At 36.6% G+C, this 21,443-nt stretch carries 21 protein-coding genes; 13 read left to right on the forward strand and 8 right to left on the reverse strand.

Going from position 1 to position 21,443, the window contains the following annotated elements; translation table 11 throughout:
• The first annotated feature begins 141 nt into the window (after positions 1-141).
• The 9 genes from J4Q03_RS14470 (at position 142) to J4Q03_RS14510 (ending at position 7,145) form a co-directional block, all read left to right on the forward strand.
• Positions 142-1,893, forward strand: coding sequence for a cbb3-type cytochrome c oxidase subunit I (locus J4Q03_RS14470; protein ID WP_426048847.1), 1,752 nt, complete (start codon positions 142-144; stop codon positions 1,891-1,893).
• 10 nt (positions 1,894-1,903) lie between these two features.
• Positions 1,904-2,902, forward strand: a complete 999-nt coding sequence (locus J4Q03_RS14475) for a cbb3-type cytochrome c oxidase subunit II (protein WP_426048848.1) — start codon at positions 1,904-1,906, stop codon at positions 2,900-2,902.
• Position 2,903: 1 nt separating this feature from the next.
• Positions 2,904-3,185, forward strand: coding sequence for a hypothetical protein (locus J4Q03_RS14480; RefSeq protein WP_426048849.1), 282 nt, complete (start codon positions 2,904-2,906; stop codon positions 3,183-3,185).
• Positions 3,182-3,589, forward strand: coding sequence for a cytochrome C (locus J4Q03_RS14485; protein ID WP_426048850.1), 408 nt, complete (start codon positions 3,182-3,184; stop codon positions 3,587-3,589). The genes J4Q03_RS14480 and J4Q03_RS14485 overlap by 4 nt, the downstream gene beginning before the upstream one ends.
• A gap of 69 nt (positions 3,590-3,658) precedes the next feature.
• Complete coding sequence (locus tag J4Q03_RS14490; RefSeq protein ID WP_426048851.1) at positions 3,659-4,072, forward strand: Crp/Fnr family transcriptional regulator; 414 nt, start codon at positions 3,659-3,661, stop codon at positions 4,070-4,072.
• Positions 4,073-4,190: 118 nt separating this feature from the next.
• Positions 4,191-4,559: a hypothetical protein gene (locus tag J4Q03_RS14495; RefSeq protein WP_426048852.1), complete on the forward strand. Its 369-nt coding sequence runs from the start codon at positions 4,191-4,193 to the stop codon at positions 4,557-4,559.
• A 30-nt stretch (positions 4,560-4,589) separates the two neighbouring features.
• Positions 4,590-5,204, forward strand: coding sequence for a hypothetical protein (locus tag J4Q03_RS14500; protein ID WP_426048853.1), 615 nt, complete (start codon positions 4,590-4,592; stop codon positions 5,202-5,204).
• Positions 5,205-5,221: 17 nt separating this feature from the next.
• Positions 5,222-5,641 (forward strand): low affinity iron permease family protein, encoded by a 420-nt coding sequence (locus J4Q03_RS14505; protein WP_426048854.1) that lies wholly within the window; start codon positions 5,222-5,224, stop codon positions 5,639-5,641.
• A 34-nt stretch (positions 5,642-5,675) separates the two neighbouring features.
• Complete coding sequence (locus J4Q03_RS14510) at positions 5,676-7,145, forward strand: alpha-amylase (protein WP_426048855.1); 1,470 nt, start codon at positions 5,676-5,678, stop codon at positions 7,143-7,145.
• Positions 7,146-7,171: 26 nt separating this feature from the next.
• Here the strand turns inward: J4Q03_RS14510 and J4Q03_RS14515 are convergent, their stop codons facing one another.
• Positions 7,172-7,795, reverse strand: coding sequence for a hypothetical protein (locus J4Q03_RS14515; protein WP_426048856.1), 624 nt, complete (start codon positions 7,793-7,795; stop codon positions 7,172-7,174).
• A 358-nt stretch (positions 7,796-8,153) separates the two neighbouring features.
• Between J4Q03_RS14515 and J4Q03_RS14520 the strand changes: the two genes are divergently transcribed.
• Positions 8,154-8,765, forward strand: a complete 612-nt coding sequence (locus tag J4Q03_RS14520) for a DUF4142 domain-containing protein (protein WP_426048857.1) — start codon at positions 8,154-8,156, stop codon at positions 8,763-8,765.
• Between the two features lie 95 nt (positions 8,766-8,860).
• Here J4Q03_RS14520 and J4Q03_RS14525 read toward each other — a convergent pair whose 3' ends face one another.
• The 7 genes from J4Q03_RS14525 to J4Q03_RS14555 all read right to left on the reverse strand — a co-directional run bounded on the left by J4Q03_RS14525 (position 8,861) and on the right by J4Q03_RS14555 (position 16,762).
• Positions 8,861-9,202, reverse strand: a complete 342-nt coding sequence (locus tag J4Q03_RS14525; RefSeq protein WP_426048858.1) for a nuclear transport factor 2 family protein — start codon at positions 9,200-9,202, stop codon at positions 8,861-8,863.
• 120 nt (positions 9,203-9,322) lie between these two features.
• Positions 9,323-9,682: a prevent-host-death protein gene (locus J4Q03_RS14530; protein WP_426048859.1), complete on the reverse strand. Its 360-nt coding sequence runs from the start codon at positions 9,680-9,682 to the stop codon at positions 9,323-9,325.
• 403 nt (positions 9,683-10,085) lie between these two features.
• Positions 10,086-11,012 (reverse strand): hypothetical protein, encoded by a 927-nt coding sequence (locus J4Q03_RS14535; protein WP_426048860.1) that lies wholly within the window; start codon positions 11,010-11,012, stop codon positions 10,086-10,088.
• A 154-nt stretch (positions 11,013-11,166) separates the two neighbouring features.
• Positions 11,167-12,279, reverse strand: coding sequence for a hypothetical protein (locus J4Q03_RS14540; RefSeq protein WP_426048861.1), 1,113 nt, complete (start codon positions 12,277-12,279; stop codon positions 11,167-11,169).
• A gap of 272 nt (positions 12,280-12,551) precedes the next feature.
• The gene (locus tag J4Q03_RS14545; protein ID WP_426048862.1) at positions 12,552-13,166 is read right to left on the reverse strand and encodes a response regulator; all 615 of its coding nucleotides are present in this window, start codon (positions 13,164-13,166) and stop codon (positions 12,552-12,554) included.
• Entirely contained in the window at positions 13,159-16,167 is a 3,009-nt protein-coding gene (locus J4Q03_RS14550; protein WP_426048863.1) for a ligand-binding sensor domain-containing protein, read from the reverse strand. Before J4Q03_RS14550 ends, J4Q03_RS14545 begins: the two co-directional genes overlap by 8 nt.
• 181 nt (positions 16,168-16,348) lie before the next feature.
• Positions 16,349-16,762 carry a hypothetical protein gene (locus J4Q03_RS14555; protein WP_426048864.1) on the reverse strand — a complete coding sequence of 138 codons (414 nt, stop codon included), beginning with the start codon at positions 16,760-16,762 and terminating at the stop codon, positions 16,349-16,351.
• A 433-nt stretch (positions 16,763-17,195) separates the two neighbouring features.
• On the opposite strand from J4Q03_RS14555, the gene J4Q03_RS14560 reads away from it, so the two are divergent.
• The 3 genes from J4Q03_RS14560 to J4Q03_RS14570 all read left to right on the forward strand — a co-directional run bounded on the left by J4Q03_RS14560 (position 17,196) and on the right by J4Q03_RS14570 (position 21,360).
• A complete protein-coding gene (locus J4Q03_RS14560; protein WP_426048865.1) occupies positions 17,196-18,953 on the forward strand; it encodes a sensor histidine kinase in 1,758 nt (585 codons plus the stop codon).
• Complete coding sequence (locus J4Q03_RS14565; RefSeq protein WP_426048866.1) at positions 18,937-19,590, forward strand: response regulator transcription factor; 654 nt, start codon at positions 18,937-18,939, stop codon at positions 19,588-19,590. The genes J4Q03_RS14560 and J4Q03_RS14565 overlap by 17 nt, the downstream gene beginning before the upstream one ends.
• Positions 19,591-20,769: 1,179 nt before the next feature.
• The gene (locus J4Q03_RS14570) at positions 20,770-21,360 is read left to right on the forward strand and encodes a thermonuclease family protein (protein ID WP_426048867.1); all 591 of its coding nucleotides are present in this window, start codon (positions 20,770-20,772) and stop codon (positions 21,358-21,360) included.
• Positions 21,361-21,443: the final 83 nt, after the last annotated feature.

A 21,443-nucleotide genomic window follows, 5' to 3' on the forward strand; every position in this document is an offset into this window, starting at 1 on the left:
TTTTAAACTGGTTCTGTTATACGTTTTTATTTAACGAAAGCGGAACCGGCACTTAAGAAAGGAGATCGATACAGATCTGTAGAATTGATGTACAATGTATTTCAAGAGATATCAACTATATATCAACTATAAAATTTCATTATGGGAGAATCGTCACTATTTAATCAGACGGGCATCCAGATAACGATACTGTTAATGCTGATGGTGATTATTGCCGGCTTAGTCATCCTGATCTTTAAATTTTTATCTATCTATGGAAGGATATTAAGGCGGAAAGAACTTCAGGAAGCCCGGAAAAAAATAGAAGATATGTCTTCTGAAGAACTTGCGGCATATGAACGGAGGGAAAAGGAGCTTAATTTTCAGCCTGCAGAACATCAGCTTTCCGGAACCTTACCGCCCGCCGATGAAAAAGGAGTTATCCGGAACATTAATACTGTAGAAGACTTCAGAGTGTTTCCTACCAAAAGAAGGACGTCATCTTTCCTGCAATATATAAGTCCTGAGCTGAGTAAACTTATTCTTTATTTTCTGGGGACTGCCATATTCTGGCTTATTATAGGAACCAGTTTTGGTCTGTATGCCGGGATAAAATACGTGGCCCCTGATGTTGAGCATACCAGCTGGCTGAGTTTTGGCAGGCTGCGCCCTGCCCATACCAACGCCGTGTTCTGGGGCTGGGCATCATTAGCAATGGTGGGCTTTTCCTATTACGTGGTTACAAGAGTGAGTAATGTGGAAAATTACAATATCAGGCAGGGGTATATTTCTCTAATTCTCATTAATGCTGCGGTTCTGACCGGGACCATATCTTTATTGGCAGGAGTCAATAATGGGGGTGGAGAGTATCGGGAATACATATGGCCCATTATGATCACTTTTGGAGCCGGTATCGCGCTCTCATCCCATAATTTGTTTAAACCTGTTGTCCAGAGAATTGTAAAAGAAATTTATATTTCAAACTGGTATATTATTTCGGGATTCATGTTTATTGTTATTGTCATTATCGTAGGTTATAGTCCGATATGGCAGGATGGGGTAGGAGAAACCATTACCCAGGGATATTATATGCATCAGGCGATCGGTATGTGGTTTATGATGATTAATCTGGGATTAATGTATTACTTTCTTCCCCAGCAGCTTAATAAGCCTATTTATTCCTACAGTTTGGGAGCATTGGCTTTCTGGACCCATATTTTGTTTTATACATTAATCGGGACCCATCATTTTATTTTCAGTGCCATTCCCTGGAGGCTGCAGACTACAGCTATTGTGGCCAGCGTTGGAATGCTGATTCCGGTGGCTGCCGGAACCACTAATTTTCTTTTGACCTTTAACGGAGCCTGGTTTCAACTGAAAAACAGCTATACGCTTCCTTTTTATTTCATGTCTATTATTTTCTATTTTACCGGATCCTTCCAGGGGACCGTGGAAGCTTTTAGATATACGAACCTGCTTTGGCACTTTACAGACTTTACTGTTTCTCATTCTCATTTAACCATGTATGGAATTATCACTTTTATGTTATGGGGATTTTCCTATACCCTTATCCCACGGCTTACCGGAAAAGAACCTCCCAAATTATTAGTAGGAATGCATTTTTGGCTGGCTTTAATCGGGCTGTTGTTTTATGTTATTGCATTAATGATTGGCGGAACACAGACCGGGCTGTTATGGATGAAAAAAAAGCCTTTCATAGACGGTGTTATCAATATGTTTCCTTTCTGGTTATGGAGAGCAATAGGAGGAACCATGATGTGGGTAGCCCATCTTATTTTCGCCTATAATTTTTACAAAATGATTACACCGGACAGGAATATCAGAATTCCACGGACACCAGCCGAAATACTGGCTGCGAAGAAACAGAATAGCCATACTGAATTTAACACCTAAAAAAATTGCGATGATACTATTGAATGATCATAGAATACTTTTCGGGTCGGCACTTTGTCTTTTCGTTTTTCTTACGCTTTACATTGCCGTGATTCCGGCTCTTGACAATCAGAGAATCAATAAACCTTTACCCAGACAATCCAAAGTATTAACTGCAAAGGAGAAAGCAGGTAAAATGGTATATATCGAAAACGGCTGTGTAGCATGCCATACCCAGCAGGTGAGAAATGTTGAGATGGACAATGTATTTGGCAAAAGACCAAGTATCCCGGCAGATTTTGCGATTAACAGAAGAACTGACTTCTGGAGAAATACAGCGAATTTAATGGGAACACAGAGAGCGGGTCCGGATCTTACCAGTGTAGGCGAGAGACAGCCAAGCGATGAATGGCACCTGATTCACCTTTATCAGCCAAGAGCCGCAGTAGAAGCATCCATCATGCCTTCCTATGAATTTCTTTTCATAGAAAGAGATTATCTGCAGCCCGGTGATGTAGAAGTTAAGGTACCGGAAAAGTTTCTTAAAAACAAAAGAAAGAAAATAGTAGCGACAGAAAAAGCACTTCAGCTGGTTGCTTATCTGAAATCCCTGAAACAGACCGACTATACAGACAAATCTATTGTTCCTCCATTTTTATATAAACAGACGAAAAAAGAAACAGAAGGAGGACAGGGAGCCTCAAATTTACCGGACGGAGCAGAGCTTTTTACAGCTAATTGCGCTTCATGCCATCAGGCGAACGGGGAAGGAGTGCCAGGAGCATTTCCACCCCTGAAAGGCAGCCCGGTAGTAAGCGGCGGGGATCTGGAACTCTATGTAACAATTATTATGAAAGGGTATGACCCCAGACCGGAATTTGCAACCATGCCGGCCGTTGGAATTAATGCCAATTTTACGGCAGAAGATGTAACAGCCATTATTAATCATGAAAGAACAAGCTGGGGAAATAATTCGAAAAAAGTGACTCTGGAAGAAGTAAAAGTAATCTTTGATAAAATAAAAAAATAGCATGAAAAATATATTTAAAAAAATACTGTCTGTGACTTTAATTCTATTGGTTAATTATGCGCTGGCATGTGATGCCTGCCAGCTTCAGCAACCTGAAGTCACTAAAGATCTTACGCATGGTGCCGGACCCGAGAGCAATTGGGACTGGTTTATTGTAGGAATTGTTATCCTGATAACAGTTTTAGCCTTTATATATTCAGTTAAATATCTGATCAAGCCGGGTGAAAAAGATAAAAAGCATATTAAATATTCGGTTTTTTCAGATGAAAATTTAACGTTATGACAAAAGACAGGAGCAAAGTTTTTCTTTTCCTGGATGATGATCCACATCCTGTTGCAGAACTGGAAACCCCCATTGTATTCGATCTGGATACTAAAAAGCTGACCGATGGGGAACATGTATTAAAAATTATCAGCCAGTCACCATCAGGAAAAGAAGGGATAAGAAAAATCAATTTTACGGTTGCCAACGGGCCATCCATAAGAATTGAAGGCCTGAAAAACAAAGATGTAGTAGACGGTACCCTCTCATTAATGATCAATGCTTATGACAAGGGAAACCAGAAAAGCTTTCTCATCAACGGAAGCGAGACTCCGCAGACGATACCGTTCTGGATATGGATTATCATTATCTTATTCGTAGGCTGGGCTGTTTACTATGAAATAACGAGTTCTGCAATACAGTAGCAGTATAGCTCTGGTAAGATTAGAGATCAGAGAATGTACACTTTATCATTATCTATTAAAAACAATCATATGGTTATTAGTGAAAAGTTTTTGTTTTCAGCGGGTGCTGAAGTAAAAGAATATAATTCCGGGGATGTTATTTTTCAAAAGGGAGAAACTCCTTCTTATTATTATCAAATAATTAAAGGAAAAGTAAAGCTTGACCATTTTAATAAAGAAGGTAAAGAACAGGTCCAAAAAATAATCGCTGAAGGAGAGAGTTTTGGTGAGTCTCTGCTTTTCATAGGCAGGGCTTATCCCATGGAAGCCGTTGCCTTAGAGCCCTGTTCAGTCATACGGCTATACAGGATTAATTTTTTTAACATGCTGGATATCTATCCGCGGCTGTATTTTAATTTATGCAGAGATCTATCAAACTGCCTTTATTATGCTTCAGGGCAATTCATTACAGGTACAGGCAGTTTGATTGGGAAATCCATCTGAAAAATTGAAACAGATAAGCTGCAGCAGTTAATCGAAATCTAGATCTATAAAATTCAGATCTGGCTTGAATCTAAATCAAAGACTGTGGACATGGCTCATGATGAAAACCATACAGACTATGGAAAAAAAACAGATAATACCCTTTCTGCAGGGCCTGTACTTCATAATAACCGGAATCTGGCCACTTGTTCATATTGAAAGCTTTCTATACGTAACCGGTCCTAAAACAGATATATGGCTTGTTAAAACTGTAGGGTTGCTCATATTGCCATATAGTATTTTATGTTTTTATGCAGCATGTATCCCAAAAAGGAGACCTGTCATAGCTTTAGTGAATATGATGTGCTGTTTTGGATTGGCGGGAGTAGATCTCTATTACTATCTCAGGAACGTTATCAGCTGGGTCTACCTGATTGATTTTGCATTGGAAACAGCATTTTTTATTTACTGGATTTTTTATTTATTTAATTCAAAAAGAGCACTATAGACTGTATCATCCAGATAATACCTTGAAAATATGAAAGTCAAAGAAATTCCTGGAATTCCACGTCAGAAAAAAGGTGGGTTTCATAATACAGAAAGCAAAAAAGAATTTGATCATCCTGAAACAGCTGTTCAGCAGTTTGCTATACTCAAAAGCAGGCTTTATTCCATTAATCAGTGGAAGGACTTTTGTGGTGAAGGGTTTGCTGATTTTAAGCTTTACGATTCATCAGGAAATTATACTGATAACATTCCAGAGAAAGGATATTTTATAAGAATTGATATCCCGGGTCCCGGCACGGCCGAAGCTGATGGATTCGACTGGGTAGAAATTACAGAGATCAGTGACCAGCATACAAAAGATGACGAATTTGAAAATATCTCAATTACCTGCAGGCCTTCGAAAGCTCCGGGCAATTCCATTAAAAAACATACAGCCCATTTTTATTCTTCTTCCGCCACCTCAACGTTCATGATTTCAAGAGGAAATACCTATATCAAAGCAGCAGTTTACGGCAGGAATGAAACCGCCAATTTACAAGCCGCTTTCCTGGATAAGATAAGGAATCTTTTAATTGCAGCCGGAGGAATAATAGGCATCTCCAAGATCCAGTGGAAGAGGCTTACAGATGCTTTGTTAGATTTTTAAATGATAAATTGTTTGTTATGAAAAATAGTTTTTTTGACAGTTTTGCAGATAAAGCTGTTTATTTCACAGGAAGTGCAGGTGCTTTTATTGCGGCAAGTATCCTTGTACTGGTATGGGCGGGAACCGGGCCTTTTTTTAATTTTTCAGAAGAATGGCAGATCGTGATCAATACCGGAACGACTATTATCACTTTTTTAATGGTTTTTTTAATTCAGAAGGCTCAGAATAAAGATTCCAAGGCTATACAGATCAAATTAAATGAACTTATTGAAGCCCATACGAAAGCCAGCAATCAAATAGTAGATATAGAAGATCTCACAGAAGAAGAGCTGGATAAGATTCATAAGCTTTATGAAAAGAATGACGGTTTCTGGAAAAAGCAGGAAAAAGCTGAATCCAATCCTGATGATAAGGCCTGTAATTACCGGTATAAATAATATCTTAATGTTTAACAGAAAACCAAAATAAAATATGAATGGAGTTATTATACAATTCTTTCATTGGTATCATGAAGGAAATTTGTGGAATGAATTTACAGAAAAGTGTGATGATCTTAAGAATATGGGATTTACAGCAGTATGGCTTCCTCCCGCAACAAAATGCGTTTTAGGACAGGAGGGCAGAGGGTATGATATTTATGATTTGTATGATCTGGGGGAATTTGACCAGAAAGGAAGTATTCCTACAAGATACGGAACCAGGGAAGAATACCTTTCCGCCATTAAAAAAGCCCATGAAGTAGGCATATCCGTGTATGCTGATATTGTACTGAATCACAGAATGGGTGGCGATGAAAGTGAAACTGTTACCGTACATCAGGTCAATGAAGAAAACCGGAATGAAACCATTGGTGAACCCTTCACGGCAAAAGCCTCTACAAAATTCCTTTTCCCGGGAAGAAACGGAACCTATTCTGATTTTATATGGGACTATACCTGTTTTAGCGGAATAGATATCATTCAGAAAGACGATGAAGAGAGAAAAGGTATTTTCAAAATCCATAATGAGTACGGAACAGAATGGAACCAGGCGGTAAGCCACCAGTTCGGAAATTACGATTATCTGATGGGAGCTGATGTAGAATACCGCAATCCTTATGTTGTGAAAGAAATGAAAAACTGGATCAAATGGTATCTGGAAACTACCCGTGTGGATGGATTCCGTCTGGACGCCCTCAAGCATCTCTCGGTTGATTTCCTGCAGGAATGGATTACCTATATAAAAAAAGAGCTGAAGCCCGACTGTTATATATTGGGTGAATTCTGGAAGCAGGAATCTGAAAAAATATCTGATTTTTCCGATAAAATTAATGATATGATCTCCTGTTTTGATGCCCCTCTCCATTATAATTTTTTCATGGCATCAAAGGATGGTCGGAATTACGATCTCAGCCAGATTTTAAAAGGCAGTTTTCTGGAAAAAAAGCCTGTCCTTTCCGTATCGTTTGTTGAAAATCATGACACCCAGAAGCTGCAGTCCTTGGAATCAGCTGTAAAGGATTGGTTCAAACCTCTGGCTTATGCCATTATTTTATTATGGGAAGAGGCATATCCTTGTGTTTTCTATCCCGATCTTTTCGGTGCAGAATATACGGATACAAAAGATGGTGAAGACGTAAAAGTCATTATGCCAAAGGTAGAAATTCTGCCTAAGCTGCTTGAAGCAAGGAAGCAGTTTGCCTATGGCGAACAGATCAGCTATTTTGATCACCCCAACTGTATTGCGTGGGTGAGAAAAGGAAATAATGAGTATCCCGGCTGTATTGTTATTCTGTCCAATGGTGAAGATGGCTATAAAGACATAGACCTTGGAAAAGAACATGCAAATTCCGTGTACCGGGATTTTACCGGTCAAAGAGAAGATGAAATTAAAACAGATGAAAATGGCAAAGCCAGATTTGTGGTCAGATCACAATCTGTAAGTTTATGGGTTAAAGTATAGATGTGTCTTACCGACCTTAATGGTGGCTAAAGGGTCATCCTTAAATTGACGTCTTCCACATCGCCCTCTTTTTTAATGGTAACGGATTTCCGGATGTTTGCCTCACTAACAATCTTAAAGTAATGATGCCCCTCTATTTCTCTGGAACTCTGAAGAGTATTATTGATATAGGTATTCTCATAACCCAAAGTATAACTCTGCTGTTTATCCTGTATATAGTTGAATCCGGTGATCAGCAAATATTGTCCGGGCATGAGATTATTGATCTCGAAGCTGCCTTTATCATCCTTTACCTGTATTACTTTAATGCAGGCTTTAGCCTCTTTGTGCAGCTGTACAATCTTGCCTTCCTTTTCATACTTTTTGCTTACTTCCAGCCACTCTTTAAAATAGGCAGTTTGTGGCATTACAATAATAGAGGTTCCTTTGGGTGCATATTGTCTTTTGTTGATGTTAAGGACCGCAATTCCTTTGATACCCGATTGGTTATCTTTAGCAAAAGCCTGTCCCTTGATTGTTGATTTGCCCCCTGTCATCAGCTGTATGGTTTCACTTTTATTAAATTGGGCTTTTTGTTCAACCGTGAATGACTGGGCTCCAGCTATAGAGAAAAGCAGAAGAAAAGCTATGATATAGTAATTTTTTTTCATAAAAATAGTATTTAGATTAAAATGGATAGGGGGTGTATGTTGCAAATATATCAAAAAATATGATATCCTAATTAAAGAGATAAAGATCTGAATATTAATTAGTAAGAATCATTTTATCAGAGTTTTTAGTTGCTTTATAAGCTGCTGAAGTTTTGTGATTTTTGGGACCAAATTTTCAGATTATAATAATTATACTTGTAGATGGGCATAAAGTAAGTTTTTTATTATAAGAAGCTCATTAAATGATGTTTATAATGAATTGGCGTTGTGAAAATGCACATTTTGGCAAATAAATTGTTGTATTGGTGTTGAAGTAATTATATGCTTTATTATTTATCACCACTTTAAAATTATTATTATGAGAAATTCTGTTTTAACACTTTTTGCAGTTGCTGCCCTGATAGCCTGCAAAAAAAATGAAACCACATCGGTAAACGAATCTACAGATGCCCCGACTGTATCTGCTCCGGCTGAATCCGGAATGACGGTTACGGACTCTACTAAAATGGCGGATAACACGGCCAACACAAATTCGCTCAGTGATCAGGACAAAAAGTTTGCAGATGCCGCAGCCAAAGGAGGCCTGATGGAAGTAATGATGGGTCAGCTTGCTGCTACCAATGCTTCGGATGCAAAAGTAAAAGCATTGGGAGAAATGATGGTAAAAGATCACAGCAAAGCTAATGACGAGCTCAAGAAATGGGCCACGACAACAGGCTATACGCTGCCAACCAGTCTGGATGCCGCAAAGCAGAAGGAATATGATGACCTGAAAGCAAAAAAAGGAGCTGAGTTTGACAAAAAATATACCGACCTGATGGTCAGTGATCATAAAAAAGATATAGAAGAATTTAAGAAAGAAGCTTCGGAAGGTAAAGATGCATCTTTAAAGTCTTTTGCGGGTAAAACCCTGCCAACATTAGAGCACCATTTAATGGAATCTGAAAAAGCAAAAAATGCCGTAAAATAATCTGCGGTACCTACAAGATAAGCTCCTCTTTTTACAGAGGAGCTTTTATTTTTTCAGAATGTTATCAAAACCGGTTTATTTAAACAGCGGAAGAATTATCTTGGGATAACAAAACCTCTCAGTTCTGCCATTTCTCCATCTTTGAATCTCCAAACATCACAGTAATCATAGTCTGTCCATCGTCCTTCTTTGTCCAGCAGGCTAATTACGCCTACTGCCGTCACAAAATCTCCTTCACTTACCATATATTCTACGTCAAACTTGGGCGGCACTCTGTAGGCATCTGCCAGATAATTCCGCACTTCCTCTTTTCCTGAAAGAACCTGATCACCTACAAATATCCACTTTGTATTTTCGCTGCAATACGAAAGAAAGGTTTCGTGGTCACCCTTTGATATCGCGTCATTTGCCTTTTCTAAAACAGTTTTATTATCCATAGACAGATATTACAAAGTATAATAGTACATCAATAATCATTATCAATAGTCTGTAGAGCCGTTCAGATCATGTCCGTTACCAGATTAGCAGTCTGCCAGAGGTGAGAGGTCAGTATAAATCTAATTCAGCTGATAATTAACAATGACTAAGCTCAAAATGAAATGGACATAGTCCTCTTGAGCCTCTTTTACATTCATCAGTTTGTTTTTATAGGCATAGGAGCTCAGAACTTTTGTTAAGTTCTGGTAAGTTTCAAAATGATCCCCTTTAATTTTGACTCTTCCATTACCGTCTCTTGTTTTAATAATTTCATTATCCAGGGTTCTGACTTTAAATAAGGCATATGATAATTTTGGCTGGAAATTCATTCGCCCTGTATATCTTTCAACTATATTAACCTTGAACGAGTCAAATACGATTGTGTTAAAAACAACAGTAGAGTAAGCATCCTGAGTATTGAGCTCAAGTGTATAGTTCATTATTTTTATTTTTCTACAAATTTACTCAGAAGCTTAAAAGAATCAAAGTAAAATAAAAATTTAACTTTTTAATAACTATTATTCAATAGCTTTTTCACACAGCATTAATCATTTAGGAGAAAATAATTTATTTCCTACAGATTGATCAGAGTAGAAATAATGAAGATAGTCTCCAGAAATGGCCCAGGAAATACTCAGGAAAAAAGTAATATCAAAGCCTTTGAATCAGTAGTGACGGTTAAATTCAAATATCTGAATATCATTTTTTTGATTGAAAATATACTTCTGTCATAAAAATAAACTAGAATCCCCCTTTTGTTTGGGAACAAATTGCTTCTTTCTCATCATGTATGATGGCATGTAATGATAGGAGGGGGATTAACTAATTTATATATTGTACTGTTTAATTGGCGATTTTGTAGCCGTAAAAAGAACTTACTACCACCTGGTAAGTAGTCCCGCTGGTTACGGCTGCTGCTGAAGCCATACTTACGGTTTCTCCGGCATTCAGATAGGTAATGCACGAAACGTTGGTCCCTACCAATATACCCGGATTCGACTGGTAAGACTGAACCAATACATTATTGGGAGTGGTACTGAAGTTTTTTACAAGATATAATATAGCCCATGCAAAATTGGGAGCACCGGCAATCGCACCGTTATCAAACTGGGTAGAGCCGTAAAACATATAATATCCGCTGGTAGCGGCAGTAAACCTTCCACTGGCCGTATTCATTACATTTCCTGTATTGATGACTGTTCCTTCAGGATAATTAATTTCAGCGTTGATATAAGGTCCGCTGACGGTAGAAGGAAGGGACTGTCTTGTTGTGGTACTTATAGTGGAAAAAGCATAAGTAGATGCTGCTGCAGGCAGGCTGCTGGAACTTGAGAGCAAAATAAGTTCCCATGTCGTATTGGTCACAGTTCCTTTGCTTATGAAAAAAGCGTAATAACCCGGAGGAACACTGATAGAAGTTACTCCTGCACCGCTTTGATTGTCAATCAGTTCTGTTCCGCTGGCGGCTATAGATAATGTTGCAGTACCGGTATTTTTGAAATGGTAGGTTCTTCCGATAAAATTGCCGGATCCGCTTACAGCAGCAGGCAGCGTTAAAGTACCATTGCTGTTACCGTTGTAGGCTATATAGTAATCATTGGCATCAACAGGGCCACTTGTTCCGGTGGTTTTGTAGGTTGCAGCAAATGAGCCGTTAACGGTTAGTTTACTGCCCGGATCGCTGGTATTAATACCTATATTTCCGGATTGAGAATATATCAGACTGCTGTTTAAAAGGGCTATTAACGGCAGGAAAAACATTTTTTTCATATTAATAAGATTAAATGAATAAATAGCAGGTAAATAAATTTATTGGTTTGATAAAGAGGGTGTATTGTAATGAACTGCTGCAGGAACGAGGGAATTTTGCAGCAGTTCAACTTTTCAGCTTTATGTATTTAGAATCATGGTTATAGTGATTTCTTTAATTTTGGAATTTAACAAAATCTAGATAAAATGCAGGGTTACCTATGTTGAATCCTGTTGGCACAGTTGCATTAGTTTTTACACCTACAATAGAATAAGTGCCCGGAGTAGAAAAATAAAGCACTCGGTTTTGGTCTCTTGGTGACATCATCTGAACATCTGCAACGTTACAGTAAGTCCTCCAAATCTCACCTACTCCATTTATATAAAATCCATAATCATTACAGTTTGATTGTATTGTCACCCCACAACGGAAAAAATACCATCCTTTTGCAGGAATAGTTACTGAAATCCCCGTTGGAAGAAGAGCTCCCGGACCTCCGGTAAAAGGATTTACCAGTGTTCCGGAATATGATGTCCAGTTATCGGCAAATGCAGTGGTAACGGTTGATGACCAGGTAGCCAGTCCATTGGCATCACTGGTTAGTACGTAACCCAGCTGCTCTGTACCGTCTTTAATCTGCAGTGCACCGTTGGTAGTACCGTTGTCTATAACGATTTTAGAATTGGCTGCTCCTGCAGGGACCGTATTGGTTCCAAGTAAAACTTTTCCTGTTCCGTCAATGCTAAGGTTATTTCCGTCAGTCGCAATATGAGTGGGCTGGGATAGGGTGCCTCCTAATTTAACATCGGTGCCTGACAAGTTAAGACCATTACTCGCAGTTATAGTACTATTGGCCGTCATAACTTCCCATGTAATCGCTGCTCCGGTAAGTCCTGTATTGATAAGCTGAACACTTTGATTGGCCGGAACTGAAACACTGGCATTTCCGTTAATGGTTTCCGGAGCTGCAGAATTTACCGTGATGGTAAAGTTTGTGTTGTTTTTGATCGTATACATTCTCCCTTTAAAATTTCCCACTCCGCTGATGGCTGCCGGAAGATTGAATACTGCATTGGCGGTACCGTTGTAAGAAACATGAAAATCTGCCGAATTTAAATTATAAACCGCAGCCGTGATAGCTGTGTAACGGGCAGCCACAGATCCGTTAATGTCTAGTGTGGATCCGGGATTGGGCGTATTTATTCCTACATTTCCTGCCTGTGAGAAGACAAAGGAGGAGGCGAGTAACCCTAATAGTTGTCCTAATTTTGTAAATTTTCTTAGCATTTATTTTAGTTTTAGAATCTTAATTTCCCAAGCAATAGTTATGTTCGGCATAATATATCAGTAGAATATTCTCTTGATTTATTAATTCTACATTAAATAACCATTAAAATATTGTGAATATGATTATTTTTTAACTTAATTTTTAATTTAAAAATATTAATAATGTAAAAATATAGAAATATTACTACAGAAATTATTGCGTTTCGTAGAATAAAATAAAGACGGTCGTAGAAAATTTTCTACATCATGTGATTTATAAAGTCCCGGAAAAATCAGGCAATATAGGTTTGATGCAGCTTGATAAGATCTGCTAGATTTTTGGTTTTTAGTTTATTGTGTATTCTTTTTTTATAGGTACTGATAGTCGGCATCTGGATTCCCATCTTATTGGAGATTTCTAAATTGCCATTGCCCTGTACCATTAAAATAAAAATCTCATACTCTCTCACAGATAAATTCTTTATAGAGTCTAAAGGCGATTCCTGAAGTAATTGCCGTACAATAGAGGAAGGATAGTAAAAGCCTTCAGAAAATATTTTGTTTACGGCATCCGATATTTCCTCCGATTTGCTGAGCTTGCTGAGGTATCCGTTGGCGCCTTCTTTTATATATTGTACAGCTACTTCCTCTTCATAGGCAGAAAATATCAGTATTTTTATATCAGGATCCAGCGCCTTAATTTCGGAGATCATTTTTTTATTTTTACTCTCCGGCATATTGATATCCAGAATAACAAGATCATATTTCCGTTCTGAAATTTTTTCAATAGCTTCCGGATAATCTTCCGCCTGGTCTATAGCTACTCCCTGGATCCTTGACTCTAAAATCATGCTGGTGCCTACCAGAACAATGTCGTGATCATCAGCAATAAGAATATTCTTAATCATTTTTTTTATTCGTTAAAATCAGTTTGAATGAAGTTCCTTTTAATTTATTTTTTTTGAAGATAATTTTCCCTTCTATCATTTGCAGAAGCTGTAAAACAAGATGAAGTCCCATTCCGTATTTTTGCAGCAGTAATTTTTCATTTTCAATATTATCCTGAAGTTTTGTATAATATTCTATCTTCTTTTCATCCATCCCGGTTCCGGTATCTCTTATCAGCAGGATAATGGTATTTCCCTCCACATTGCTTTCTATTGTAATAAAGCCGTCTTTTGTAAACTTTACAGAATTATCCAGCAGATTATGAACAATTGCCGACAGGATATTCTTGCTGGTCCATACCCATAATTTCTTATCTATGTGATTAATAATCATGGTGTTATTATTCTCTGCTATAGCATTGAACAGTATTTTCTTCTCTTCAATCAGCTTATGCAGAGAATAGAGTTCTGTTTTATCGGACCTGTGATGGGTGTAGATGTCTGCATATTCTTTTAAGGTGATCGTAAAATTGTATAACTGATCCGATGATTTGTAAATCGAATTAAGAATCTTTTCACGGTGTTGCTCGTTAAAGCCATCCTTGTTCAAGGCTTCCTTCGCCGTGAGCGCAATAAATTTTACCGGAGTTGTAATATCGTGGGTAATGGTTCCGATGAGTTTTTTTTGCTGTTCAATTTCTTTATGAAGTTTTATTTTTGTTATTTCCAGCTTTTCTACGGTATCGGAAAGGCTTTTTGTACGGGAATTTATAATCTCCTCCAGTTCATGATTTTTCTTTTTCAGAAAGCTTATTCTCCATCGGACCAGGAAATATAAAAAAAGCAGCAGGGCAGAGGAGATCAGTATTTTAAACCATACAGTCTGGTAAAAATACGGTGGAATGACCATGTTTATTTTCTTATAAATATATTTTCCTTTGTCGGAAATTAGTATTCGTACCACAAAAGAATGATTTCCATAGGTGAGATTTGAAATGGAAAATTTCCCGTCCGGTCCTATAGGTTCCCAGTCTGCACTGGATATTCCGCTCAGCTTTGCTTCTATAACAAGATTGTCCGGATTAGAATAATAGGGAACATCAATAAATAGATCTATACGATTGGATTCCGGCTTTAAATGCAGAACCTTATTAAAGTGAAATTCTTTATTGTCAACAACAGCCCTTTCTATGTAAAAGTTTTCAGGGTAATGGCTTTTGATCTCCAGCGGATTGAAGAAAACCAAACCATTTAAAGAAGGAAGTACAAATTCTCCGTTTTCTAACCTATTGCCACAGACATTGCTGCCACCATTGAATTCATTGGTTTTAAAACCTGAATCTTTTGAAAATCTGTAATAATTGACCTTGAATTTTTTATTTTGTGCATACCGAAGCAGCTGGCTTTCCGGAACTCTGTACAAACCGTTATTCGTGGGAATCCAGAAAAATCCTTTTGAATCTTCCAAAATAGTATGGGAAGAAGAGAGGTTGTTATTGGTATCATAAGGCATTTTGATCAGGCGGTTATTTTTTAACAGGTAAAACCCCTTTCCTAATGTAGTGATCCAGAAATTACCGTCTTTTGTTTGTGTAATGTTGCGGATAGACAGTTCATTACCAGGGTGTAAACTAAGTATTTCATTGGTCTTCAAAGATACTTTATAGAGCCCTTTTATAGTTCCTACCAATATATGATCTTCATCAAACTTCATGGCTCTGGAAGGTTCACTATTAAAAAAGAACTTCTTTTTCACAGATTTGAAAGACAGATCATTATAGACAAAAAGAGTTCCGCTGTATTCAGCTGTTCCTTCTTTGGGATGCACTTTTAAAGCATAATACCGGCTGGAATCAAAGAAAAAGTCTTTTATTAAGAAGTCTTTCTTAGTCTTAACTTCCGTATAGGACGTTTTTTTCTGGTACATTATAAAATCATTTGCCCTACGGGTAATGATGTTTCCTTTTTCATCATAAGCCATGAAAACCGGAACAATATTTTTAAAGCTTTTGTCCTCTACAAGCCCATTGTGATCATAGACCTCTCCGAAAGTGGTAATTACCGAAGAATTGCTGAACGGTAAAGTGCTGTAAAAAACAGATTCAGATTTTGATGAATGTCTCTGTCTGGTCGTAAAATCCGGAAAGCTGATGACCTGCAGACCATGGGTGCTGCTCCCGAGATAGAGCTTTTTGTAAGCCTGATCATAGTAGATGCTAATGATATTTTCGGTAATCTGATCAAGCTGTACAAGTTTCGTGATCTTAAACTGGCTGTTCTCATAACGGCACATATAGATGTTATTCTTGTTGAATATGAAAACCTGGTTATTGATTCTGCTCCAGTAAATTTTACTTTTAATATCGGTAAGTAACGGCTCGGTATAACGATCGGCAATCTTTCCCTTTTCAATTTTCTGGATACTTTTTGACTGATGATCAATAAAGAATACCGATTTATTGTTCACAAAGATCCGGGGAATATTCTTATATATTGCTTTTATATTCAGATTTTCTTCTGTTTTTGAAAGAGCATCAACATATTGCAGGGAATTTTCTTTTATAAAATAGGTTCCCCCTTTAATCTGGAAATAAAGATCTATGCCCGGCGATGTAGTATAACTGTAATTTGAACAGTACAGAAAGTAATTTTGGTTGTTTTTAAATATAAAATTGGAATTCTTACTTACTATATTGACAACTTTTGGAGATTTTTGGTGGATAAGAACAATTTTTCCATAATCTCCTGTCGTTAAAATACTGTCTTTTTCAGGATGTCCATAGAAATACATGAACCTTTGGCTGTTCAAAGGGAAATTCTTGTAAACCAAAAATTTTATGCCGTCATATCGTACCAGGCCATTTTCGGTGGTAATCCATATAAATCCGTATGGGTCTTTTATAATATCTTTTACGCTGTTCTGTGGAAGTCCGTTATCTGTATTATAGGACTGAATGTTATAGTTTTGGGTATAAATAATAGAAAAAAAGAAGAGAAGAAGAGCGGAAGTATATTTTTGCACAAATCTTTTTATTTTAATTGGATCACAAAGTTATTACTGAATTTGTAAAAACAATATCAATAAAAAGTTTTTTTTTAATATTTGACAAAAATGCTCTGATAAAGTATTGACTGTATTATTTTTCGGTTTACATAAGTTTAAATTTTTATTTTCAGGTTGTGCAACAGTTTCCAAACCCTTACTAATTAGCTTTGGGAGGCGGCGGCGGCGGATTCATCTGGTTGATCTCTTCCAGGGTCGGCGGAACAATATGCTCCAGGATAACCGCTTTTTTTAAAGGAAACTGCTTTTTTGAAAATTCCTCATGATAATCAAAGTAATAGGTGTTTTGAGAATGGTATGAGGCTTCAATAGTGAGTGAATCTTTTTCATCAAAATAATCTTCAGAAATTGTATGTTTTAAAATACCTTTGTCATCAGCGGTAACTTTCTCAACTATAATACCACCTTCTTTGGTGTCTTTAATAAAAATAACATTAACATTGGGTGCAGGCTCATTGCTGTCAGTCAGAAAGTTCAGTTCCAGGCTGTAGTGCTTTTGTGCCGGAGCATAAGAAAAGCAAAATAAAAAAAATAATAATGATAAACTTTTCATAGCAAAAATTTATGTTAAGATAAAATAATTATTCCGTATTATAGTGTATATTGCCCAAATTGAGATTGGTTTTTATTTCAGAGTGGTAAGCCCGGTTGAAACTATGTATAGCATGGAAACCTTTTTTTTTATCAGGGAAAATTATGTACTTGAAAAAATCTGGTGATTATTGTTTTCAATATGTATGTCTGAACCTGAAAATACATCTGCACTGAATAAAAACCTGGAGTTTTGTTAAGTTTTTGTGATTTGGAATGAAATTAGAATCTCAGTATTTATCACGATTTACTGTTATGAGAAGACAAAAATTACTTTAACTTTGCGAAAGAAAGGATGTAAAAGCATTGCCAGGTTTTGGTAATACTGTGATAGCGTTTAAAACTAATACCCGTGACTTAGATAATCAGAAAATTAATTTAGCTGATAAAAAGATATGAAATATAAATTCTTAGATTTTAAATTGAGAAAAGTTGTTCATTACTCATTAATCCTGTGCATATTGTTGATACAGGTTATTATAGCCATATTTTTTTACAACGAATTTGTCAATGAAAAGAAGCTCCAGTTTATTAAAAGCCGATTGGAGGAAAGTAAAGCATTGGGCGGATTAACGGACAATTCGAGGAAAGACTTCATGGATGCACAGAACTACTTTCAAAAGTATATGATCAGCCAGGATAACGAAGATCTGAAGTTATACTTTGAATCCCTGAAGAAGCTTAATAGCAATTTCGAAAAGATAAATGATTATGGAGACAAAAATCTGGGGCTGAAAAACAAACTGGCAAAACAAAAAAAGGATACACTGAAAATCATAAAGCTGCAGACCATTATAGATTCTGTATATCAATATTCTTTGAAGCCACCCGTAAAGATCATCCCGGATCAGCAATACGAACTGGAAAGGTATAAAAACACTGACAACTTTGAAGATCTTACGATACAAACACAGACCTATTCTGATACCATTAAAAAGAAAGGTCTGATGGGGCGTTTAAAAGATGCAATATCAGGTAAGGTAGATGTACGGAAGGAAAGTACTGTCATTACTATGACCAATAAAAAGCCAGCCAATCTTTCTAAAATAAAACTTAGGATGGATAGCCTGGCAAAATCTATGGATAAGTTTTATACTACCGAAGTTAAAAAAATTCAGCGGTCTACCGTTCAGAACCAGCAATCTATGGCTGAAAGCCAGCGTGAAAATTTAAAGTTTTACAGTAATTTCAGTAAGTTACTGGTGTACAGCAACGGACTGATCAATGTCTACGAAAAGGCTATTAAAGAATTTAAATCAGAATTAGAAAAAGAATATAACAAGCAGAGCTCCAGTAACAACAAAATAAGGACCTATCTCGTATTGGGATTAATGATGCTGATGTTTATTGTATCCATCCTGATTATGTATTTTACAAGAATGGCATTCATATATGAAATGAAACTTAATGCTGCGAATAAGGAGATTAAAAAGAGTCTTAATTTCAAAAACAGGATTCTTGGAATGCTGAGCCACGAACTGATGTCTCCCCTGAAAATTATCAATATCTTTATCGATAAGATCAACAGGACTACAAAAGACGAAACCACGAAAGACTACCTTAAATCAATAAAATTCACCAACAGCACACTGCTTATACAGTCCAACCAGATTCTGGAATACACAAAAAACCAGGAAGTTGAGAAAAAGCTGGTCAAAACGGTCTTTAACCTTAACGATGAGATAAACTCTATTGTAACAGCCATTACACCCTATATAGAAACGAGGAACAATAAATTTCTGGTAACAAACAGAATTCCTGCAGATATAGTTGTAAATTCAGATAATATAAAAATTAACCAGATATTTATGAATATCCTGGGAAATGCCAACAAGTTTACAGAAAACGGACAGATCGATCTTTCAATGGCAACTGAGAAAGTAGATGAAAATACCATTTCTCTGATCGCAACAGTAGGGGATACCGGTGTAGGAATTTCAGATTCTGATCTGGAAAAAATATTTGAACCCTATTATCAGGGAATGGTCTCTGATAAGATTGATAATTTCGGAGCCGGATTGGGATTAAATTTATGCAAAGAAATAATAGAGCTTTTTAACGGAGAAATATCTGTTTCAAGTAAGCTCCACAAAGGGACAAAGGTAACATTCAGAATCAATTTAAGCATTAATCATCATGGAAGCACCAATTGAGAATAAAGAGATTGTATTTCTTTTAGCGGATGATCACAGTATTGTTCGCCAGGGAATTGCGATCCTGATTGATGAAATTGTTCCTAATTCTAAAGTTTATCAAACTTCGTCCTCACAGCAGATCGTAGAGCTGGTACAGTCAAAAGGAGTGGAAATAGCTATCATTGATGCTCATTTCCCGGATGGCAACAGTCTTCATGTTTTACCGCTGATAAAAAGTGTAAATCCGGACATTAAAATCCTAATCTTTACAGGCCTTGAAGAAGATCTGCATGTGCTCAAGTTTATCAAAGCAGGAGCCAGCGGATATGTAAGTAAATTAAGTGAAGAGGAAGAAATAAGACAGGCGATTTCAGATATTGTGCATAAAGGAGAATATTTTTCGCCGCTTTCCAGGAACCTAATGCTGCAGTTGGTTCAGAATCCTGATTTGCTTAACCCGCTTAGCCGTTTAACCAAAAGAGAACTGCAGATTGCAGAAATGTATGCAGAAGGATACGGTAACCTGGAAATTGCAAATGATCTGGATATCAAACAGAATACGGTCAGTACCATCAAGAAAAATATTTTTGATAAATTGAAAATAGAAAACCTTGTTGAATTGATCGATCTCATCAACACCCACCATAAAATTTAGGATTTTCTAAGGTCCATGCCTCATTTTTCTTCTCGTCAAAGCATTTTTATCGATAAACATCTATGGCTTTATCGATATATATCGATGCCGGTTATAAGAAATATTATCCGGTAATGTTGTTACTTTGTCTCAGTAAAATTAACCAAAGATACTTTCTGATTTTAGTACAAACGGTAAATTTTATGACACACATAAATGATGAGATAAATATAAGTGTATGCATGACCTTGAAGGAACTTCTCGAAAGCAGATTATTAAAAACACAAATTAATATAGAGAAGCAGACTTGGTCTTTGTAGGTCATTTTATACATAAAAAAGGGAGACAAGCAGTCTCCTTTTTTTATTTGGAAATCTCAGGACAAATGGTTTCCGGTATAAGATAAGATGCGGCTGGTATAGGCTTTTTATTTGATAAATCTCTATGTCTTTATCGATATATGTCGATGCCAATTATAAGAAGTATCACTGAGTAATGTTGTTACTTTGTACTAATAAAATTTATCAACAGGAATCCATCAACTGAAAAGTTTTGATACTTAGTGGGTAGATGTTATTAGAACACAAATGATGAAATAAATATTGCGTATAATGATCTTTAAGTAACTTCTTGAATTCGACTTAAAAAAACACAAAATTAATATAAAGAAGCATTACTTGGTGCAGATCATTTTATACAGAAAAGAGGAGGCGAAAAGCCTCTTTTTTATTGCTTATATCAGGATGAGTGGATGCTCTGTATAAATAAAATTCACATAGGCATTTACTGATAAACATCTATCTGCGTATCGATATATATCGATGCTAAGTATAAAGAATATTATTCACTAATGTTGTTACTTTGTCTTAATAAAATTCACCAACGGAATACATTGACTGAAAAAGTTTTTTTGACACCTTTGGTAAATATTATTAGAACACAAATGATGAAATAAATATTGGTGTATGAATGATCTTTAAGCAGCTTCTTGAACTCGACTTAAAAAAACACAAATTAATATAAAGAAGTTAACTTGATCTTTGTAGATCATTGATACAGAAAGGAGGCATTGGCCTCCTTTTTTATTGAATGGTATTTCTAAAGCAGTTCATGTATCATTATTGCTCTTTTTTCCACAGTAGAATAATAAAAAACTCAGTCTGGTAAAGGGTTTCCGAAATAAATACATAATTTTGCATCATGAGAATACTTCTTTCAGCATTATTATGCCTTCCTCTTTTACTCTTCTCACAGACCACAGCTAAAGTAATTGGAATTACAGACGGCGATACGATTACGGTCTTGCTGGACGGAAATATACAGAAGAAACTTCGGCTGGCAGAAGTAGACTGTCCCGAAAACCGGCAGCCGTTTGGAAAAAATGCTAAAAAATTCACATCAGATCAGGTCTTTGCAAGGCAAATCATGTTTACAGAAACCAATAAAGACCGATATGGCCGCTCAGTAGCCAAAGTATATTATGACAATGGCAAATATCTTTCAGCGGAGATTATAAAAGCCGGCTATGGATGGTGGTACTATTCCTATTCTAAAAACTCTGATCTTGGAAAGATGCAGGAATTGGCAAAAAATAAAAAACGGGGACTTTGGCAGGATAAAAAAGCAGTTTCTCCGTGGGATTTCCGTAAAGTACAGCGCGAAAATGCTAAAAAGAAACGACTCCAAAAACAATTGGAACAGCAGGCGCAAAAAGTAAAAGACCAGGACTTCGGGAAAGACAAAACGATGTCTCGTCCTGAAAATCCGATACAGATTAAAGGACAAAAATAAATAATTAAACCAGAGCAAATTTGTTTTTGCTTTGGTTTTTGCTTTTATAAGTTTTCATTTTGATTTCCTTTTGTTTATGCATT

The organism is Chryseobacterium sp. NFX27 (assembly GCF_049887855.1).
In the GTDB taxonomy this organism is placed as follows: Bacteria; Bacteroidota; Bacteroidia; order Flavobacteriales; family Weeksellaceae; genus Chryseobacterium.

Excerpts from the sequence above, each read along its gene's own strand:
- J4Q03_RS14480 (WP_426048849.1), top strand. The coding sequence starts at position 2,904 with ATGAAAAATATATTTAAAAAAATACTGTCTGTGACTTTAATTCTATTG.
- J4Q03_RS14485 (WP_426048850.1), top strand. The coding sequence starts at position 3,182 with ATGACAAAAGACAGGAGCAAAGTTTTTCTTTTCCTGGATGATGATCCA.
- J4Q03_RS14490 (WP_426048851.1), top strand. The coding sequence starts at position 3,659 with ATGGTTATTAGTGAAAAGTTTTTGTTTTCAGCGGGTGCTGAAGTAAAA.
- J4Q03_RS14540 (WP_426048861.1), bottom strand. The coding sequence starts at position 12,279 with ATGCTAAGAAAATTTACAAAATTAGGACAACTATTAGGGTTACTCGCC.
- J4Q03_RS14525 (WP_426048858.1), bottom strand. The coding sequence starts at position 9,202 with ATGGATAATAAAACTGTTTTAGAAAAGGCAAATGACGCGATATCAAAG.
- J4Q03_RS14500 (WP_426048853.1), top strand. The coding sequence starts at position 4,590 with ATGAAAGTCAAAGAAATTCCTGGAATTCCACGTCAGAAAAAAGGTGGG.
- J4Q03_RS14470 (WP_426048847.1), top strand. The coding sequence starts at position 142 with ATGGGAGAATCGTCACTATTTAATCAGACGGGCATCCAGATAACGATA.
- J4Q03_RS14505 (WP_426048854.1), top strand. The coding sequence starts at position 5,222 with ATGAAAAATAGTTTTTTTGACAGTTTTGCAGATAAAGCTGTTTATTTC.
- J4Q03_RS14510 (WP_426048855.1), top strand. The coding sequence starts at position 5,676 with ATGAATGGAGTTATTATACAATTCTTTCATTGGTATCATGAAGGAAAT.
- J4Q03_RS14570 (WP_426048867.1), top strand. The coding sequence starts at position 20,770 with ATGAGAATACTTCTTTCAGCATTATTATGCCTTCCTCTTTTACTCTTC.
- J4Q03_RS14560 (WP_426048865.1), top strand. The coding sequence starts at position 17,196 with ATGAAATATAAATTCTTAGATTTTAAATTGAGAAAAGTTGTTCATTAC.
- J4Q03_RS14565 (WP_426048866.1), top strand. The coding sequence starts at position 18,937 with ATGGAAGCACCAATTGAGAATAAAGAGATTGTATTTCTTTTAGCGGAT.
- J4Q03_RS14515 (WP_426048856.1), bottom strand. The coding sequence starts at position 7,795 with ATGAAAAAAAATTACTATATCATAGCTTTTCTTCTGCTTTTCTCTATA.
- J4Q03_RS14475 (WP_426048848.1), top strand. The coding sequence starts at position 1,904 with ATGATACTATTGAATGATCATAGAATACTTTTCGGGTCGGCACTTTGT.
- J4Q03_RS14555 (WP_426048864.1), bottom strand. The coding sequence starts at position 16,762 with ATGAAAAGTTTATCATTATTATTTTTTTTATTTTGCTTTTCTTATGCT.
- J4Q03_RS14535 (WP_426048860.1), bottom strand. The coding sequence starts at position 11,012 with ATGAAAAAAATGTTTTTCCTGCCGTTAATAGCCCTTTTAAACAGCAGT.
- J4Q03_RS14530 (WP_426048859.1), bottom strand. The coding sequence starts at position 9,682 with ATGAACTATACACTTGAGCTCAATACTCAGGATGCTTACTCTACTGTT.
- J4Q03_RS14520 (WP_426048857.1), top strand. The coding sequence starts at position 8,154 with ATGAGAAATTCTGTTTTAACACTTTTTGCAGTTGCTGCCCTGATAGCC.
- J4Q03_RS14495 (WP_426048852.1), top strand. The coding sequence starts at position 4,191 with ATGGAAAAAAAACAGATAATACCCTTTCTGCAGGGCCTGTACTTCATA.
- J4Q03_RS14545 (WP_426048862.1), bottom strand. The coding sequence starts at position 13,166 with ATGATTAAGAATATTCTTATTGCTGATGATCACGACATTGTTCTGGTA.